Here is a 19,297-nt window from a genome sequence, read left to right on the forward strand (position 1 = left end):
CTATAACACAAATAAACCACAGGTTAAAAGTAAACCTGTGGTTTAAAATTTTTTATTCAGTTTTCCCGTTCTGCTTCGCAAGCTTGTACTGGGTCATCTTCCTCTTGGAAGCTATGCGCTTATGCTTCTTTGCCTCAGCCCGCTCCGCAGACCGGTCAGGAAGAATGCCACAGGCCTCAAGGGCTCTCGGCCATGGCCCAAGGTAGGATTTTATCCAGCCAACCTGCTCCGGTGTAAAGTCTGACTTTTTCGGATATCTTCCAAGTGAAATATATGCGTCCAGAAGCATCTGACAACATTCTTCACGTGTATAGCCAGCTCTCTTGTTCTCCATACCTCTTTCCTCCGGATCATCTCTGCGTTTCTATGGCCTGAGAATTATTTTACTTTGACAGACTTCACTGAGCTGCCAAGTCCCATGTATCTCTTGCCATTTATTGTTTTGTAAGCTCTTACTCTCACATAGTATCTCTTGTTCTTTGCTAGATTCTTGATAGTTGCACTGCCATACTTTGCGCTCACATACTTTGTCTTTGCAGACTTAAAGCTCTTGTTTGTAGCATATGTTATCTGATATCCGGTAGCACCGCTTACCTTCTTGTAGGTCACCTTAAGACTTCTGCTGCTGTTTGATGCAAGCTTTGTTATTGATGACTTTGCAGGGGTAACTATCAGAGTTACGATTCCGCTTGCCTTGTTGTAATTGCTGTTGCCTGAGACAGTGATCTTTATCTGTACTCTGCCCGGCTTCTTGGTTCTCACAAGACCTGACTTGCTGTTTACTATCGCAATATTCTTGTTTGTTGATGAGTAAGTTACAGTTCCCTTACCAGCAGCCTTAACAGTTATATATCTGTTGTATACATATAATGTGTTGCCTGTCACTGTCTGGTCTGCCTTATTGATCTTGAAGGTCTGCTCAACACTGCCTGTATAATCGTTCTTACCTGTTATAGTTACCTTGGCTGTTCCGGCGTTCACGTTATTTGCATACGATGCTGTATAATCAGCCGCCTCAAGTTTCTTACCGTCAACTGTTACTGTAACCTCAGGCTTCTGTGCCTTGCCTGTATATGTCACATCTGCAACTTCTATAACTGTGTTGTCCTTTGTGAGTGTAACCTTTGTATCCGGCTCCTCTGGCTCTACAGGAACCTCCTTGACTGTTATCTTGATAACGATCTGTCCAGCCTCGTAGTTCTCTGTTCCCTCAGATGAAACTGTGATCTCAGTCTCACCGACAGCCTTGACTGTCACACGTCCTGTCTCAGGATCTACCTCTGCCACCTCTGGTGCAGATGATGCAAATGTAAGTGTACCCTGTCCTGTAACCTCGAGATCAAATGGCTCTGCATTTTCAAGAACCTCGATCTCAGTCTTTTCTGTAGTTATCGTCTTTGTAGACTTCTTTATCTCGAACTCGCCCTGAATTGTACCAGAGAACTTACCAGTTCCCTTTACTGTACAAGTACCCTTTCCGGCATTTACGTTATCACTGTATGTAACCTCATAGCTGCTTGGATCAAGCTTCTTGTCATTTACATATACGGTAACTTCCGGTGTGAGCTCCTCTCCAGTGTACTCTGCATCTGCTATCTCAAGCTTTGTATTGTCCTCAGTGAGTGCTGTCACTGCCATGATCTTGTACCATGCAGTTCTTCCACCTCTTGATGTGATCCTGCACACAACATCATTTGTCAGGTTGATCTTGGCTGAAAGTCCGTCAACCACAACATAATGGCCATCCGCAGTTGTCTTGTATGTCATGTCAAGCTTTACAAGATCTGCGCTCTCCGGCAATACAACACCGACCTCAAATGGATCAGCCTTTGTTCCTGTTCCATTCAGAACCTCTCCATTTGCCTTGTATGTGTAGATAGAATTCCAATTCTCATCGGTTTCTGTCTCTGTGGTAAATGTTATCTCTGTTCCATCTATTGTCATGGACTCAAATGTAGGAAGTCCTGAGAATGATGCTGCTACATCTGCTCCTGTGAGCTCATAGTGAAGCTCGATAGTGTCGTTATCCTTTGCATCCAGTGAACCAAGCCCACCGTTGTCAAAGTCGTCTCCGTTATATGACAGCATCCATCCTGACATTGAGTAGTCAGCAACTGATGCAAGTCCGTTTACAGATACGATATATGGGCCATAAGCTGACTCTTGAATATCGTAGGCTATTCCGGCATTATCCAGTGCACGCTTTACAGCGTCAACCGCTGAAGCTGCCTCAACCTTTGTGTTCTCAAGGATAACTCCATCCTTTGATGCACCATTTATTCCGGCTGCACTTGCTGTGTAGTCATATACACCTATGTTGAAGATAGTAACTCCGTCAATTACAGTTCTTACCTTCTTGTATGTCTCTACAAATTCTCCATCTTCTGCTGTCAGAGGAACATTTGCCATGATCTCTGCTGCAGGTGCCACGTTCAAGATGGCCTCTCCGTCATTGATCTTGGTAACTGTGTCAACTGTGAGCTTCTTGACTGCCTCTATATTAGCAGCCGATACATATGAAGCCTGATCCTCTGTGATGCTCTCATCTGCTGCGGCTGTGCATGAATATGCAGATCCTGATATTGTCAGATCCTCTGAATAGCCTGCAAATACGCCTGTTGTGGCTGTGTCGCTGCCATTTACAGTTCCTGCGCTGTAGCAGTCTGTGATCTCCACGCCTGCGTCATTTGACGTATTACCCTTGAAAACACCTGCAATACCGCCTGCATTTGTCTGGCCTGTGATCGTTCCTGCATTGTAGCATGAAATGATCTTGCATCCAGGATCCTGTGGATAGTATTCATTGTGGCTTCCGAGTATTCCACCAACATTTGTCTTGGCTGTGATGTCACCATAGTTTGTCGAATTCTGTACGCAGATATTTCGGCTGCTCATAGATCCTATGATTCCGCCGACGGTACCACCGTTGTCTGCCTTAATAGTTCCATGATTTACACAGTTCTCAATCACTGTGTTGCTTATTTTGTTCGTGTTACAGTATCCTACCAGACCACCTATCGAAGCTGATGTATTTGTGCCTGTGTAAGTGATATTTACTTTAGATGTACAACCTGCTACTCTTGCCGGTGCATCTGTGGTTCCCTGATACAGGTATCCCACAACCGCTCCTGCTGCAGTCTTGGTGCTCATGATGATAGTTCCCTCTACTGTGAGGCCGCTGATCCTTGCACCCGCCTGTCCAAATATTCCTGAGTAGCCTATATCATTCTGATACAGATTGCTGATAGTATGTCCCTGGCCGTCAAATGAACCCATGTATATGGCACCCGATGTACCTATTGGTGTCCAGCTATATCCTGCAAGGTTGATATCCGCTGTGAGCACTGCATTTATGTCGACCTTCTTATTGACATTTACCTCATTTTCAAACCAGTACAGCTCTGCACCTGTGCTGATCTGGTATACTCCGTCAACCTGTTCGGGCTCGGTCTTGCTCTCGCCATCCCAAGCAGTTGCACTTGACGCTGTGAGGCTGATGGTCTGTGACATCTCGCCGGAAGTATCCTCCGGGATCTCAAATGTTCCCTCGGCATACATGTATCCGGCACACTTCATAGTGTAATTGTACTGTCTGCCTGCAAGACCATTGAAGCTGCCGTCCTTTACTGTTACGGCATTTCCTTCAGTATCCTTTATGCTTACCTTATATCCTTCTACTGCTTCGTTTGTAGCACCATCCACTACATCAAGCTTTACCTGGACAAAGTCTGTCTTTGCCAGCTTAAATGACATATCCGGGAGACTTCCAAGGTATGCCACACGTACGCTTGCTGCCATCTGTACAGGCTTTCCTGTTGCATGGCGGACCTCTCTGTGTGAACCGTATGGCGAACCAAATCCGCCCTCATACAAAACTCCGCTCAGCGTGTACTCGTCACCTGCAAAATACTGAGGTATCTTGACTGTAACTGTCTGGGCAGCAGGATATGATGCAAATGCATACTGGTTGCTTGCTCCTGAGAATTCATTTCCTTCACCATCTGACAGTTTTATAGTTCCGGCCATGTTGTAAATTCCTGCAAGCTTGTTGGCCGGAATATACAGACCATCGTATGCCTTCTTGCCATCCTCTGTACGCTTACCATATGAAACCTCTATGGTATCACCGGCTCTGAGTTCATCTGCTGAGATCTCGTCACCATCAGCGTTCTTATATGTGTATGATACCGGGACTTCCTTTGCACGTACTACCTGATATGTGCTAACTCCGTCCTTTGTCACCTTTATTATGTTTGATCCCTCTGTGAGACCGCTTACAGTGTAGCTTCCATCATCATTCTTCTTGACATCTGCTGTTGTAAATCCACTGTATGTAAGCTTGTTTCCCGTGATCTGTGGATGAAGAACTGATACTGCCACTCCATCCTCCGGTGTAAATGTGTACTCTGCACCGGCTGCTCCCTCAAGATAATACAGAACATCGATCTGTGCATCCAGATTGTCTACAGCAGTCTTAGCAGTCTCTGTGTTGCGTCCTGCATTTAATGTCATATTTGTCTGAATGTCTGAGCCGTCATTTCCTACAGTGAATACGACTACACCTGTGTTCTCAGGCCAGATCGCACTGAAGAATGAACCGCCCATACCAGGCTTGTTGATCTCTGCGTCATAGGTTACAAGCAGGATCGCTGTACCCTCTGATTTCGCCTGGATCTCAGCAACCTCTGAGTGCTCTCCCGGAACTACGCTGATGACATCATCAGATACGTTTCCATTCTCATCAATGACTGTATAGTGGTAATCAGGCTCTGCTGATTTTGCATTCATGATACCCTCTATAGCCTGCCAGTTACGGAAGCACTCAAGGTGATACTTGTCACCCTTCTGCATTGACACATAGCCCTTCTCATTGGATGTCATGTAGATATCTGCGACATCTGAGCTGTTGGCTGACATGTCATGTACAACTGTGCCAGGGCCATATGTGCTGTCGCCGATGTACATATCCTCGGCTGTTACCTTGTACTCAGCATCTGTGGTTGTGGAGAACCAGTTCCAGTATGTCACTCCCTCTCCACCAGTTACACGGTAGTAATATGTGATACCACTTCCAAGCTTATACTTGTATGTGTCATATCCGGCATCCTTGCTGTCTATCTTGATGCCAGCCTCATCCTTATATATATAGTATGTTGAAAGTGTACCAACTCTGAGCTCAGTTCCCTCTGGAACTGTGAACTCTACTGTCTTTGCCGCTGCAAGAGCTACTGAATAACCGTAGCTTCTGTTGGATGTAAGTGTGTTTGACACAGTCTTAGAGATATAGTCATCTGCTCTATCTCCAACCGGATCATATGTCACTGACACCATATCAGCATAGTAGAACAGTCCTGCATACTTTGCCCAGGAGTCATCTGATCCCTCCCTGGTCTTTACAAACTCTGCATGTCTGTCCACATTGTCAGGAGACATAACCTTACCTGTGACGGTATAGTCAACGTCTTCCTTCCAATATTTTTTGTTGCCATCTACAGTGTCATAACCTGTACATGCTATATCTGTGATGCTGTATATGCTGTATGACTGCTGTGGATCGTCTGTGACTACGAGATCTATCGATCCCATATCTGTCTTCTCGTCACCGCTCTTCTGATATGCTGACAAACGGTATGTACCCGGCTCAAGCTCAAGGGTATACTTGCTGCCATCAGGCTCTCCAACTTCAATCTCATTGCCCTCTGAATCAGCCAGAGTCATGTAAGGAGCAGAATAATTCATGGTTACAGATACTGTATTTCTCTTGTCGCCCCTGATCTTCTTCTCAACTGCCTGAACCTCATCTGCAGTTGCAGTGAGATCTGTCATGACCGCCTGAACCTCTTCACGTAGAGCCTCGTCCTTAGCTATCTCATCTGCATGCTCTGCATAGAGCACATAGAGCTCTGTCTTGTCCTGAGTCTCATAGTATGCATACTCAGAGTCAAATGTATTCTTATCCGGATTGTAGCCATATCCCAGATCTGCGCCATAATCTGCGAGTGTGAACTGCCAACGGATAACGTGTGTATTGTCTACTCCGGCTGCAGAATCTACCTGATATTCTCCTGCGCCGACATTTCCCATTATATTGTCAACTGTGTTCATCCAGCCAGACATGCTGAAATAGTCAAACTGGCCAAGATCTTTTCCAGTCTTGTCCTTAAGCTCAAGTACCTTTCCATTCTTCTTCTGATAAGCATCCTTAAGCTCCTGTGGAACATTTGCAGCTCCCTTATCAATGCCCTTTACGTTGGCAAGATAATAACTGGAACTGTTGTATTTGTCTGTTCCTGAAGGTTCTGTTTCAAGTCCCTCTTTCTTGAAAAACGCGTAAGTTGCCTGTGATACGGTAAGCTTAGACAGGTCGATGTCTATGCCTTCCTCTTTCCAGACTTCACCGATCTCTTTGTAGGACATTCTCTCCGGCTCGATATAGAATCCCTGGCCAAGAGTAAATCCCTCAAGAGACAGCACAACGTACTCAGTGCTGTAATCAACTTCGCCATCACTCTCTGCGGCGGCAGCCTGAACATAGCCCCAGCTTGCATTTGAAGCAAATGGTGTCACTAAAACTGCGCATGCCAATAAGAATGAAAGCATCAATGTCCTGATTCGTTTCATCTCCTATTTTCCTTTCTTTATTTAATTGTAGGTTATAAAGCAGGGAATATGTATTCTGCTTTTCCCACGCCCAAAAGCTAACAGATGAACTGTCGTGTCATCCGCATCCGGGTACTCCGCATATCCCGGCTGTCTGTGTCTGTCAGACGCCGTCACGCGGCCGGAAATCTCATAAAATCTGCGGGCATTCTGACTGAAAGACACAAGTCTTAACACAGTAATGGCGGTTGCACCGGAATCTCACCGAATTTCCCCCTGATCGAATGCTTTTCAGGACGGCATCCGAGCAGATTTTCACTATGAAATCACAGGGTTTATAGTAATTGTGAATCGGGGAATTGTCAACTCCAAGTACCACTTAATGTATTTTTTTGTCATATTTTATTAGTAAGGTGAGATATGTGTTTTATCCATATCACACATTTCTGCATAATATGTAAGTAGAGAGAAATTACTGAGAATACCTTTGGATTTCATTCTGCTGTCCACAGCATACATTTGGTTTACAAATCCTCCAAGCCATGATAACATCAAGAAATCGAAGGATGTCAAAGAGATGCTATCAGAGATGGTTGAGGAAGAGAGAAACCGTAAGAAAGTCACAAGCCGGGTATCCCTATTTTATAGAGATATCCGGCTTTTCTTCTAACTCTTATTCTGATTACTTTTTAGTTACGGAAGCCAGCTTATTCTGACCTCTTTGAGCTGTCCTGTTGTATCGTCAAACTCAAATGTATAGCCGCTGCTTCCCATATAAACCTCAGAATCTACACTGTACTTGACTATCTTGCCATCTACTTCTGCATTCTCGCTGCACTTTTCAAGCAACTGATCCTTGGTGATAGTTGTAGGGAATGAGAAGTTCACCTGCTTTGCACCGTCAATCATCATCTCACTGATCTCTGCATTCATGCTGGCATCATAATCCGGGTTTGGCACAAAAAGGTGTGAATACCTTACATATGAGAGAACGCAATCCTCTGCCTTCTGCTCACCGTCAGTAAAGTTGCCAAACATAAACTGCATCGTTACGTAGTCATTGATTTCTGCTGTGTATCTGTCAGTTTCGTAATTTTTATTTACATTGTTGCCACTGTTATTGAGAGAATTCTGCTCAAATGGTATTCCACCGTCTATAAGATCCTTCAAGGTGGACTCACCTAAAGTGAATTTCTTTCCATTATATACAAATGACCTATTGTCAAGATCTGCGTAATTCTCGCTGAGTCCCGATGCCAATGTAAAATCCTCATATACAGGCATCGTAAATTCTGTGGATTCCTCACTGTCATCACTGTAATCGGTTTCATCTGCATATGAATCATCAGATTCAGTATCACCTGTATCCTCAGCCTCAGATTCCTCCTCCGTTGCCATTTCCGTTTCGGTTACCTGCTCTGTTGACTCCGTCTCTCTGGTGGATTTGCCATCATTTCCACATCCAACTATAGAAATTCCCATCACCACCGTGATAAGTCCTGCAATCAACATTTTCCTGTTCCTCATATAATAATCCTCCTTAAAACCTAGTGGCTTTATTATTGAGAATGTCACTATATTTTATCAAGCCGTAATCGGTTGCAACCAGGCAACTATGGGTAGCAAACCGGAATTATAGGGATTTTCGTCACTTTTTTGCAATCTATAGTGCTTATTTCTCCGTAATGTTCATGAAACTATAATAAGTGTCTCTGTCCATGGCATCCGGATTATCATCGGCAAATCCGCTGACTGTATATATGTTCCCATCCTTCAGATCAGCATATGCATTAAAATAGTATGTGATATTTCTCTTGCCGTCCTTTATATATAAGGTCGAATATGTGTAGTAATAAAATGTCACACCATTTACCTCACACTGACCTTCCTCTGTTACCTTTGATATTCCGGCCCCGGTCTTTCTGTCTGCCATATCAGATGCTGTCATCCAGCTATATGGTACGATCGAAGTCACAACCGTGATCTTATCACCGTCTGAATAGTATGTCTTACCTGACAAATCCTCATTCTGAAGGCTGTAATTTTCAGGGATTTCATATGACACGGTAGTATCTCCATTCACGACACTGTCCACTACTCCCGTCTCCATAGCTTCGTCCTCCTGCCAGTATGAGCCTGTCATATCATTTGTCTCATCTGTGGGAACGGCCCCCGCAACAATAGCCACAGCTTCATCGGCAGCCTTCTCATATACCTCAGCTCTCTCCGACCCGCTCAGCGCATCTATATCTATCTCATCAAATCTTATCGAAGTAAAGAAACGCTGCCCTTCCCCGGCATCACATATAAGCTGATAAAAATATGATCTGTCGAACTTCGCACCTCGTTCATTTGCAAGACTCGCTATGTATCTGATATATTCCTTCCCCTGTATCTCGAACTTCTCAGGCTCCAGCTCCATCACATAACCTGCGTCCTCAATATTTTTCTTGCGCTGCTCTCTGTTGTCCCAGAAATCCGCCATCGTCTTATCCTCCACATCGATCTGTATCAGATAATCATCACAGCTTCTTATATTAAGACAGCCACTCTCATGTATGATTGCCAGTCCTACCGGCTTCACAGAGAAGGCATATCCCTTGAACACTATATGCCAAGGCTCTGTCTCATCGTCAGCTATTTTATTTCCATCCTGTTCAGTTTCACTTTTTTCTTCCGTCTTCCGCGCACTGTTCAGATCAATAACGCCCATAAACTCAAGAGCGACAAATGCAACTCCCGCCAGTATGCATGCTATTACGATCGCGCAGACAATTTTTTTACATTTTTTCATCGGCTGTCTTATCCTCAAGTATGATCTGAAGTGTATCTTCTTTCTTCATCCTTCTTATCTCAAGTCCAATGAGGATCAGAAGAATAATAAACACCAGCATGACAAATGATGCGGCAACTATGGTTGATGTCTTGTAATTCAGAAACAGACCATCACCGTCCGCCCCTGTGTACAACTGTATGTAATCTCCATCTCGTATCCCCGGTACATCAAGCCACACAGTATCCATGATCTTTCGGCCATTGTCATCAAAATATGCCAAATCAGCTTTTGTATACTGCTGATACACCTTCTCCACGCGCACATTTCCGTTCTTATCTGAATGGCTGATCCACTCGTTCCTCACAAACAGCACCGCCACCACAATTACACAGAAAACGCATATGGCTGCCATCACGCAAAATAATATTTTCAATCTGGCAAGCCTGCCTTTTCCCCTGAGATTCTTCAGATGGACAGCATTATTCGCTGAAGTCCCATCCCCGGACACCTCTTCCGGCGCCTCCGGCTCCTCACCCTTTCCATATATAAGTTCTCCAACCTGTACATCCAGAATCTCACATATACACACAAGCCTGTCCAGATCAGGATACGCCTTATCCCTCTCCCACTTGGACACAGCCTGTCTGCTGACTCCCATCTTTTCCGCAAATTCCTCCTGATTCAGCCCGGCTTTCTTCCGGTACTCCTGAATCCTGGATCCTATAAGCAGCATTTGTTTTCCTCCTTATCTCCATCTGTTATACTGTTTTTTTCAAACAATTAATCCATGCTTTTGCCAAAGTTATATGCCCCTCTTTTGTAGGGTGTGATCCGTCTAATGTTTCATAACGTAAATTCTGTGATGCCAGATCTGCAACTTCAATTCCCGCAATTTCTGCAGCAATTTTTATTGCCGCATTGTATTCATATATCGATACACCAGCCCATTTATGTGGAAATTTCCAACTATTATCGCCTTTCATATAACTTTCCATCAATGTCCCACATATAATTCTACTTTTCGGATAATTCATCTTTATCTTTTGCAACATATTATAATAGGACGAGAAAAATGAAGGGCTTCCCAACTTATCATTTGTAATATGAACACCGTTTCCAAAATCATTAAACCCTAAATATATTAGAATCATATCAGGTGTGTACTGCTCTGTATGCAAATTTGATGTACGCTGATCACAATTTCCACTAGGGAATTTTTCACCTGCAACCTTACTTCCAGAATAAGAATTATTAACACAAATGTAGGCGTTAATGAACTGGTTTACCTTTGCCCACCATGTATCATATACCGATGTCATGTCATTTCTTAAAGAGTTGTACTCATCATAAAACACCTTATATCCAATCGGATTATATCCTGAATATGTACTTATAGAATCACCCAAAATAGATACAAATTTTACTTTATTTTTCATTGAAGTCCCCTCTACTTTCCTCTCTTCTTCAAAGTTTCTCGACGTTCTAGTCTATTCTTAACCTAATCGGCCCTAATCGTAACATTTCTACTCAATGGGCCAATCGATAACGCTTTTAACACAATATCCTGACACACTTTCGCTGACGCCTTATCTCCCTGATAACCATTTTCATTTGCTTCTTCAATAAGCTTCTGTATATTTATCATCATAAAACCTCCAATCTAAGTGTCTCCATTACCATGTTTGACTTTGGTAATTCATACGCATATTCTGCAACTAAAGTCATATCCAGTTCATGAACAATCTTTCTATAACTTGCAATTAATTCTTTGTACAAATCAAAAGAAAATTTTCTTTTATTCCGTATCAGTTCCACAAGAAGACGCTCTTTATCATAAATTACAATATCCACACCATCATAATTCATTGTAGTTTTGCCCATATCAAATGCTTCGCTGTTTTCATAAAAATGCTTCACTCTTTCATCGCTGATTTTTCTTGTATTTTTCGGTGTCGCAACATAATAAAAATTTGGTATGGTATCCGTCAATCCATAGTAATAAAAGGCACTATTCAGAGTTATAATTGCATTGGGATATTTCTTAGAAATAATCTCCAGCTCCGGCACATATCTCTTATCAGAATAGATGCCTTTTTCTTTTACATACAGTTCCCCTTCTTGAACACATTTTTTAATTTTATAATCCGTTCCATATTTTTCCAAACACTCCTGATATGACAGCAACATTTTCCTTCATATGTTTTTCTGATTTAGCACCGTTTATCTATTTTGTTCCATGCTCCACAATCATCTCAACATTCTCAAATACATCGACAAACACCTGCTTTGCTCTTTCTAAAAGCTTACGGCATATCTCTGGTTCCTCAAACAAAAAACTAACACGCAGTTCTACGCTTTTAACATTTGGGTACTTTTCTTTATATTGTCCTGAATCTATGTACCAGATATAGGTATTGAGTTTATCTTGCAACAGCAATAAATGTCGATTCATATCTGACCAGTCCATTCCGTCTGTAAGAAGAAGTAACAAGCTGGAGGTGTCTTGTTCATATGCCAAGCCATCAATGGTATCTGTTTTTTCAATATTAAACTTATCATCGTTATTCTCTAACTCCATATCATCACCTATTTCCTTTATTGTATCCTCCGTATGCATTGATGTCGCATTTTTCGAATACACTTTTGATTTCCTGCTCATTTCCAGCCTCTACCAATTGCTCAAAATCCTTCGGCAGCGTCTTTCTCTTTGCTATAGTACCATTCTCCTTTCCGAATTCAGAACTATATCAAAATAGCTTTCATCATTTTTACTTAAATATAGATTCAATTCCTTTTAAATCATCTATTTTTATAATAGGAATAACAGCTTTATCGTAATTATCAAATCCATTGAACAAACTTATTAGTTCGTAACCTATCAACCTCAATTCACGAGCAATCACATTGCTTTGTAAAATATCATAATTGATTTCTTCATGAATCTCCTTCCCATTTAAACAGTAGTTTTGTAATTCTTCCTGATACATCCGATCCAATAAAGTCAAATCTAACTGTTTCTCACATCCAATATCGGATAATATACGATTAATCCCCTTCGTAAACTGCTCCATAGACACCTCACCATCCAAATGAAACAGGAACCCCCGATCAATTAATGCATCAACCCATGCATCATAGAACTCATTAAATGCATCTTCTGTATTATTTTCCATTAATAATCGATACTCAGGCAGAACTGTGATGTCATATCTTGAATTAGTGATAATCTCATTAAAAAACTTATACAAATTTATGTCAGTTGTCTCTTCTTCATAAACAATGTCATAGCCATCATAATCACAGGCAATATCAAATAAATCTTTCTTTTTTTTCGTACCATGTAATAACTTTAAAAAGTTCATGATCCATCCTCCGCTTAAACTAATATCTCTGCCTAACTGCTTCCTCGTATCTTTCAATGGGGCCCATTTGGTTCATTCCCGTCAAGTAGCGGCTTGTGCTCTAACTCTGTAGTCATCTTATTGCCTCCAAAACCACAAAAAAGTATATCTTTTCTAAATCACATTGTAATTATATCATTCAATTTTTTCAATTCTTCTTCATAGGCACAATCTGTCCAACAGGAACTAATATTTTTTCTTTTACACATTTCTGCCTTTGCATCTCCAAATGCGCTTCTCGTTTTTTCAAGATTTTTCTCTCGTACATTCTGCCCCGCTGCGTTCCTTCTCCAACCACAAAAATATACCTTAGCTTCTTCTTCAATTTTTCTTTTTTTAGAAGCAATTTTTAATGTCTCTTTATAATCTGGGCGCATCATAAATTCTTTAGGAATTCTTTTATTTAACGCTTCAAAAAAGTCTAGCGGAACAAATTTATGCGTTGGATCATATTTTATTTCAAGATAATCTACCAATTTTTTATAATCATCAATAAAACATTTGGCCTTATACCCTTTCTCTATTTCCAATTCAAATACCACCGGATATAATCCTAAAGTTGTCAAATACAAGCGGTATGGAATTATATCCGTCAAGAAAATACAACTAAAAATTTTTCCATTAAACCCAAATGGAAATGTTGCTCTCTCTTCTCCCTTTTTCATCATGTCTTTATGCAGGGTTCTTAATCCAGTAAATTCAAACATTTTCATCCAATCACCTTCGTTCTTATACCAATATCAATTTCATTATATCACTTTGGCGAAAAGTATCCTTTCGCCAAAATGTATATCTCCTGTTCCCCCAAGCCTATCCCCTGGGGTAAACCTCCACTTATATCATCACTCTACGGAAACAGAAACGCACATCTATTTTATTCCCCAAATGGCAAAATCCTTTGATTTATTGAGCTTTTCTCGACAGAAGGCAGACTGTTTCTACATGAACAGTACCCGGAAATTGATCGACAGCGCATGCCTTAGTCACGAAATATCCGTTCTCCTGCAGAGTCACCAGATCCCTGGCAAGTGATGTAGGCTTGCAGCTTATGTACACAAGCTCCTTCACTCCATAGTTAATGATCTTTGTCAGAGCCTTTGGGTTGATTCCGTCACGTGGTGGATCAAGAACTATGAAATCCGGCTTCTCCTCTATGTCATCTATGACCTTAAGAACATCCCCCGCGATGAACTCACAGTTGTCAAGGCCGTTGAGCTCCGCATTCACACGGGCAGCCTCCACAGCTTCCTCAACGATCTCTACGCCGATGACCTTCTTTGCAACAGGCGCAAGAAGCTGGGCTATCGTTCCGGTTCCACTATAGAGGTCGAATATGACAGCATCCTTTGTATCACCCACATACGAACGAGCCTTGTCGTAGAGTCTCTCAGCGCTCTTGGTATTTGTCTGGAAGAATGAGAACGGCGATATCTTGAACTGAAGTCCAAGGACAGTCTCATATATATACTCTGTTCCGTATAGCAGATTTGTCCTGTCACTGATGACCGCATCCGCCATGGAGTTATTTTCCGTATGAAGGATTCCTGCGATCTTTCCCTCAAGCGGCAGCTCCAGCAGCCCCTTCACGTATGCATCAAGGTCGAGAGCCGCCAGATTCTGGGTGGTTGTCACCAGATTCACCAGCAGATCGCCATTTGTCGCCGAACGTCTGATAACCAGATGGCGCAGAAGCCCCTCGTGCTGCATCTTTTTGTAATATGGGAGTCCCGCCTCCTTGCAGAACTGGACAGTATATTTCACTATCTTGTTCAGATCATCATTTACTATATAGCAGTCATCCATCTGTACGATGTCGTACGTGCTGTTCTTCTTGTGAAGTCCCAGTGCCAGCGGACCATCCTTATACTCATCGCCAAATGAGAACTCCATCTTGTTCCTGTATCCCTTTGTCACAGGAGATGCAAGTATCCCCTGCCACTCATAAGGGTGAACCTCGCTGTCTATCACTCCGTCAAGGAGGCCTTTGACAAGCTCCTCCTTCACCTTGAGCTGGTTCTCGTAGCTGAGCGTCTGGTAACTGCAGCCACCGCACATACCAAAATGCGAACACACTGGCGAAGCATCCTCAAGCTCAGATTTCTCAAGAACCTCAAGGAGCCTTCCGTCCGCCTTGCCCTTCTTCAGCTTGGTTATACGGCAGCTCACTTTCTGACCTTTTATCGCACCCTTAACTGTTACTTTTCTGTCATCCATATGAAAGCTGCCCTTGTTCGGGAACTCATATGTGTCTATCACACCTTCAACTATATCGTGTTTCTTCATTCTATTTCCAATCCTTATTTATTTTTCTGGAACGGTCTGCCCTATCCCCACAGATCCTCAAAAAACTTCTTCCTCTTCTTCTCCTCCGGTATGGAACATCAGCCATTTAAAGCTGCCTTCGGCAGGGCTGATGCTACATGTCAAATTTTCTTCGAAAACTTGACACATTCGACTCTACCCTCGGTAGCTCATTCTGCGCAAAAAACGGCGTTCCGTGCTGGTCAAAATCAAGCAGCATATACGTTCCAATCCGGTTGTCCCTCGGCAGAGCCAGACTTCCCGGATTCACTATATATGAACCCTTGTAGCTCGTCAGGTCACGGCGGTGGGTGTGTCCATACATTACGAAGTCATATCCTTCCGTGTCGATAAGCTCCTCCAGATATGAAATACCGCTGTTCACACCATACCTGTGTCCATGCGTTATAAATGCCCTCTTATCTCCGATGTTGAATTCGTCATATATCGGGAGCTCCGGGTTGTAATCGCAGTTGCCCCTCACCATGTGGATCTCACAGTCAAACAGATCATGTATCAGCTTTTCATCTCCCTCAACATCTCCGAGATGTATCAGCATGTCCACGTCGCCAACTATATCGTGTATCTGTTTTAAGCAGCTACTCTTGCCATGAGTGTCACTTATTATCAGTACTTTCATCTATTCCTCCTAACGAGAATCCATCGATCCCATTGATCATTAACTTATTTATTCCTGATTCTCACTTACTCTCCCTGTGCGCTCTGATGACGTTCTTCATCAGTCTCAGTGCATTTCCCCTGTGACTGATCTTGTTCTTCTCCTCAGGATCAAGCTCCGCAGTGGTCTTGCCCAGCTCTGGAAGGTAAAATATAGGGTCATACCCGAAACCGTTCTCGCCGCGCTCCTCGTAGCCTATGATTCCCTCTATGGTTCCCCGCTCTGTGTACTCGCTTCCATCCGGGAACACTGCTGCTATAGCGCACACGAATCTTGCTGTCCTCTCAGGATCTGGAACCCCGGCCAGCTTGTCTATTATGTACTGGTTCTTTATCCTGTACGATGTGTCCTCGCCCAGGAATCTCGCGCTGTATATGCCAGGCGCCTTGTCCATATAGTCGACCTCAAGTCCTGAGTCATCCGCAAGCACCAGGCATCCGCTCTCCTTGCTGATGGCTCTCGCCTTGATCAGAGCATTCTCCTCAAATGTCTGTCCGTCCTCCACTATGTCTATATCGATCCCAGCCTCCTTCATGGACTGTATCTCAAATCCGAGGTCAGCAAGTATCATGCGGACCTCCTTCATCTTTCCTTCATTTCCCGTTGCAAATATCAGCTTGTCCATAATAGTTCTCCTTTCCCACAGCTTACATACACTTCCTGTTTATTCTGTCTTATCCGTAAATGCCTTGAGGCAGACGTTACATTTTCTCTCTTTTTCCGCACTGTACCACTGATTTCCATACAGACTTATATAGCCTTCTCCATCGGAGATGTCAAAGCTGTCGGTCATGGAATCCGCATCATACTCTATGGCTATCGGGTATTTGCTGCCCGGCGTGGTTATATGTACTATGACCGCAAATTTCTTTTCATCCGGGAGCTTGACCACATCATCCATGTTGACCGTGTAGTATCCTGCGTACTCCATCTCGCCTGACGCGACAAGCTTCTTATTTGCCAGATCGTCAGTGTCCTCAAAATTTGTAGCCACATATACTTCATATGTCGTCTTTGCATCAGTAGCATAGAATGACACAGCCTTGAGCTCCTCGCTCTTGCCTGCCGTGTAAACATTTGCAAAGTAGGCATCCTCCTGGTCAAATCCAAGGACTCCTACCCAGCCCAGCTTATCCGACTGGTATATCTTATCGTAGTTGTCTGCACCCTCAAGTCTGGTGTACACAACACTGGTCTCGCAAATATGCGCATCATAGTATGATATATAGAAATATCCATCCTCGCCAAATTCGGTTCCCCAACTGTTCTTACAGATAAAAGCACCATCTTTCTTCGGTGCCTTGTTAAAGTTGTTCTTGCTGTAATTGTCATCCCATCCTACTATTACCACATCGTGGTTGATTCCCTCTGAACCATCATAATAGTACGCATGAGTCTCCTCGTTGTAATACTCCGAGCTGCTGTCGGCATCTATCATATCGCTGTATATCGCAGTCTCCACACCGCCCTTGGTGTACACTGCCTCTTTCACAGCCTTCAGATTCTTGTCGTCAATTATCTCCGCCTCCTGCAAATGCTTCACGGCCTTAAGCTTGGAGTTCGTCTTGTCATCCCCGTACGGATCATCCTTCTCGAGAACCGGTCCCTTCCAGGATGCAAGATATGCAATACTCATCCTGTACTGGCCACCCTCAAACTGTTCAACGCCAAATCCGTTGTTCATGGTCATGTTATCCACAGAGAACTGCAGCTTTTCATCCGGCATAAGAGTTGTCTCAAGCGCAGCCAGCGACGCAAATGCCCAGCATGTTCCCGAGTCTCCCTGGTCTCTGACCTCTGTGACCCTGCCCTCTTTTCTCATGTCGTAGGCGGCCGGCAGCTTACTGTCCTCACCGACCTTCTGCAGGGATACACGGCCTGTGTCATAATTGTACTCACATGTATAGTCAAGCGTGTCCGCTATATACTCTATAGGGACAAATATCTCGTCATCCTTCTTTATCGGCGCATCCGCGATCTTCACGTCCTTGCCGTCCAGCTCTGCATCCTGGGAATCAAGCACCAGTCTGGCGACTCCTTCATTCCTCTTGATCACGATACTGCCATTCACATACTCTATGTATGTGCACTTCATCTTATCCTTGAGCATCTTCAGCGGCATCATAAGGTGAAGATTATTGCTTACATACGGCTTGTACTCGTCCTCTTCCACCTCACTGCCATTTACATACAGTGTGAGTCCCGCTTCATTGTAATCGCCCGCAAGCTTCTCAGACATGCCGGAAACTGCGTGCTGATCCTCCTCGTTCTTCTCCAGACGTCCCGACGGCTCCTTTGTTCCGTAATACGCCAGAGCACCTATGGCAAGGATCAGAATTATATATACAAATTTCTTCAAGCTTCTTCTCTCCTTCGTTTAGGCGGCTTCGGTCCCATAAACTGATAGAAATATGATTTTATCATTCCGTTGTATATCTTGCGGTTTCTGTCGGCCTTTCTGCCGATATACTTCTCCGCATCCGTATACGATGTGATCAGGAACATTGACCAGTCATCAAGACTCCTATAGCTCTCGCCGATGGTCCTGTACAGCTCAGGCAGAGCCTCCTTCTCCTCAAGTCTCTCTCCGTAAGGTGGATTTGTGATTATAAATCCATACTTCTTCGGATTTCTCAGATCCTTCACATCCCTCTGCTGAAAATGGATGTGCTGCTCCACTCCTGCTGCCCTGGCATTCTCCATGGCACACTTCACCATATCGCCATCCAGATCATATCCCTGTATGTTCATCTTCACATCGCGGTCTATGAGATCATGAGCCTCATCCACCGCATTGTACCATATCTTCTTGTCACAGATCTTGGACCACTCCTGGGCCGTGAACTCCCTGTCCATTCCCGGTGCGATGTGTGCGCCTATCATGGCCGCCTCTATCGGAAATGTTCCACTTCCGCAGAACGGATCTACAAGGACTCTGTCGCTGTGCCACGGCGTGAGCATGATCAGCGCGGACGCCAGCGTCTCCGATATAGGAGCCTTTCCAACCAGCTTTCTGTATCCCCTCTTGTGAAGTGACACACCTGACGTGTCAAGTGCTATGGTCACTATATCCTTGAATATAAATACTCTCACCGGATAGCTTGCGCCATCCTCCGTGAACCATGACACTCTGTATGTCTGCTTCAATCTCTCAACCATAGCCTTCTTGACTATGGACTGTATATCCGATGGACTGAAGAGTGCACTCTTGTTTGATGTCGCCTTGGACACCCAGAATTTTGCATCCCTTGTCAGATACTTCTCCCAGGCGATGGCCTTTGTTCCCTCGAACAGCTCGTCAAATGTGGCGGCCTTGAAGCTGCCACATTTAAGCATGATACGCTCGGCTGTCCTTATAAAAATATTTGCCCTTGCAATCGCACTCTCGTCTCCGGCAAATGTGATCCTTCCGTCCTCCACCTGGACTATCTCGTATCCAAGATCAAGTATTTCTTTTTTCAGTACCGACTCCAGTCCAAAATGACATGGAGCTATAAGTTCTACTCTACTCATTTCCTGCCCTTTCTGTGGGTTGTATAT

At 43.7% G+C, this 19,297-nt stretch carries 16 protein-coding genes; all 16 read right to left on the minus strand.

The window, feature by feature from the left end:
• Window positions 1–52 precede the first annotated feature (52 nt).
• On the minus strand, window positions 53–334 hold the full coding sequence (locus tag DXB91_RS10660) for a homing endonuclease associated repeat-containing protein (protein ID WP_055271920.1): 282 nt from the start codon (window positions 332–334) through the stop codon (window positions 53–55).
• 44 nt (window positions 335–378) lie between these two features.
• The gene (locus DXB91_RS10665) at window positions 379–6,621 is read right to left on the minus strand and encodes a DUF4430 domain-containing protein (protein WP_243003559.1); all 6,243 of its coding nucleotides are present in this window, start codon (window positions 6,619–6,621) and stop codon (window positions 379–381) included.
• A 672-nt stretch (window positions 6,622–7,293) separates the two neighbouring features.
• Complete coding sequence (locus DXB91_RS10675; protein WP_015534232.1) at window positions 7,294–8,127, minus strand: hypothetical protein; 834 nt, start codon at window positions 8,125–8,127, stop codon at window positions 7,294–7,296.
• A gap of 145 nt (window positions 8,128–8,272) precedes the next feature.
• Complete coding sequence (locus DXB91_RS10680) at window positions 8,273–9,394, minus strand: hypothetical protein (RefSeq protein WP_118017940.1); 1,122 nt, start codon at window positions 9,392–9,394, stop codon at window positions 8,273–8,275.
• The gene (locus DXB91_RS10685) at window positions 9,381–10,109 is read right to left on the minus strand and encodes an XRE family transcriptional regulator (protein WP_118017943.1); all 729 of its coding nucleotides are present in this window, start codon (window positions 10,107–10,109) and stop codon (window positions 9,381–9,383) included. The genes DXB91_RS10680 and DXB91_RS10685 overlap by 14 nt, the downstream gene beginning before the upstream one ends.
• A gap of 25 nt (window positions 10,110–10,134) precedes the next feature.
• Window positions 10,135–10,812 carry a GDSL-type esterase/lipase family protein gene (locus DXB91_RS10690; RefSeq protein WP_117875129.1) on the minus strand — a complete coding sequence of 226 codons (678 nt, stop codon included), beginning with the start codon at window positions 10,810–10,812 and terminating at the stop codon, window positions 10,135–10,137.
• A 62-nt stretch (window positions 10,813–10,874) separates the two neighbouring features.
• Complete coding sequence (locus DXB91_RS14160) at window positions 10,875–11,024, minus strand: hypothetical protein (protein ID WP_158547590.1); 150 nt, start codon at window positions 11,022–11,024, stop codon at window positions 10,875–10,877.
• On the minus strand, window positions 11,021–11,539 hold the full coding sequence (locus DXB91_RS10695) for a type IV toxin-antitoxin system AbiEi family antitoxin domain-containing protein (protein ID WP_243002940.1): 519 nt from the start codon (window positions 11,537–11,539) through the stop codon (window positions 11,021–11,023). Before DXB91_RS10695 ends, DXB91_RS14160 begins: the two co-directional genes overlap by 4 nt.
• Before the next feature lie 61 nt (window positions 11,540–11,600).
• Complete coding sequence (locus tag DXB91_RS10700; protein WP_117549554.1) at window positions 11,601–12,035, minus strand: DUF6572 domain-containing protein; 435 nt, start codon at window positions 12,033–12,035, stop codon at window positions 11,601–11,603.
• Between the two features lie 109 nt (window positions 12,036–12,144).
• The gene (locus tag DXB91_RS10710) at window positions 12,145–12,738 is read right to left on the minus strand and encodes a hypothetical protein (RefSeq protein WP_118017946.1); all 594 of its coding nucleotides are present in this window, start codon (window positions 12,736–12,738) and stop codon (window positions 12,145–12,147) included.
• 158 nt (window positions 12,739–12,896) lie between these two features.
• Entirely contained in the window at window positions 12,897–13,490 is a 594-nt protein-coding gene (locus DXB91_RS10715; protein WP_242992633.1) for a DUF6037 family protein, read from the minus strand.
• Window positions 13,491–13,680: 190 nt separating this feature from the next.
• Complete coding sequence (gene rlmD / locus DXB91_RS10720) at window positions 13,681–15,060, minus strand: 23S rRNA (uracil(1939)-C(5))-methyltransferase RlmD (RefSeq protein ID WP_118017948.1); 1,380 nt, start codon at window positions 15,058–15,060, stop codon at window positions 13,681–13,683.
• 133 nt (window positions 15,061–15,193) lie between these two features.
• Window positions 15,194–15,718 (minus strand): metallophosphoesterase family protein, encoded by a 525-nt coding sequence (locus tag DXB91_RS10725; RefSeq protein WP_118017950.1) that lies wholly within the window; start codon window positions 15,716–15,718, stop codon window positions 15,194–15,196.
• A gap of 61 nt (window positions 15,719–15,779) precedes the next feature.
• Window positions 15,780–16,382, minus strand: a complete 603-nt coding sequence (locus tag DXB91_RS10730; protein WP_022217550.1) for an XTP/dITP diphosphatase — start codon at window positions 16,380–16,382, stop codon at window positions 15,780–15,782.
• Between the two features lie 39 nt (window positions 16,383–16,421).
• On the minus strand, window positions 16,422–18,116 hold the full coding sequence (locus DXB91_RS10735) for a lectin like domain-containing protein (protein WP_118017952.1): 1,695 nt from the start codon (window positions 18,114–18,116) through the stop codon (window positions 16,422–16,424).
• On the minus strand, window positions 18,113–19,270 hold the full coding sequence (locus tag DXB91_RS10740) for a THUMP domain-containing class I SAM-dependent RNA methyltransferase (RefSeq protein WP_118017954.1): 1,158 nt from the start codon (window positions 19,268–19,270) through the stop codon (window positions 18,113–18,115). The genes DXB91_RS10735 and DXB91_RS10740 overlap by 4 nt, the downstream gene beginning before the upstream one ends.
• Window positions 19,271–19,297 lie beyond the last annotated feature (27 nt).

The organism is Coprococcus sp. OM06-34AC (assembly GCF_003462545.1).
Lineage (GTDB): Bacteria > Bacillota > Clostridia > Lachnospirales > Lachnospiraceae > Coprococcus > Coprococcus aceti.